This is a genomic window from Frankia sp. Mgl5 (assembly GCF_023242985.1).
GTDB lineage: Bacteria > Actinomycetota > Actinomycetes > Frankiales > Frankiaceae > Parafrankia > Parafrankia soli.
Map to the genome: position 1 here is coordinate 1 of NZ_JALKFY010000034.1, position 306 is coordinate 306.

At 56.5% G+C, this 306-nt stretch carries 1 protein-coding gene; it reads left to right on the top strand.

Translation table 11 applies throughout. The features are described from left to right. On the top strand, positions 1-306 hold a 306-nt coding region (locus MXD62_RS08240; protein WP_248828808.1), incomplete at both ends, for a polysaccharide biosynthesis C-terminal domain-containing protein.

The following is a 306-nucleotide window of genomic DNA, read 5'->3' on the forward strand; positions in this document are numbered from 1 at the left end:
TAACCACGCTGCTGTTCACATCGCTGCTCGGAATGGACTGGCTTTCCGTTTCCTGGCTTTGCGCCACTGCTTTCGTCTGGCTGCTCAATATGCGGGTAATCAGGCGGATGGTCCGGGTGGAGATCAACTGGCGTTTCGACATGGTCTATCCGCTGGTGATAGCCAATGTGATGCTGCTGCTGGCCTGGGGCGCAACGGAAACAACCGGGTATCTGCTTCGATCCCATTTTTCCCCCCGTTTGCTCGGAGCGGGAGAAACGATTGTCGGGATCGGTGTTGGGATGGCAATTTACCTGGGCCTCTTGC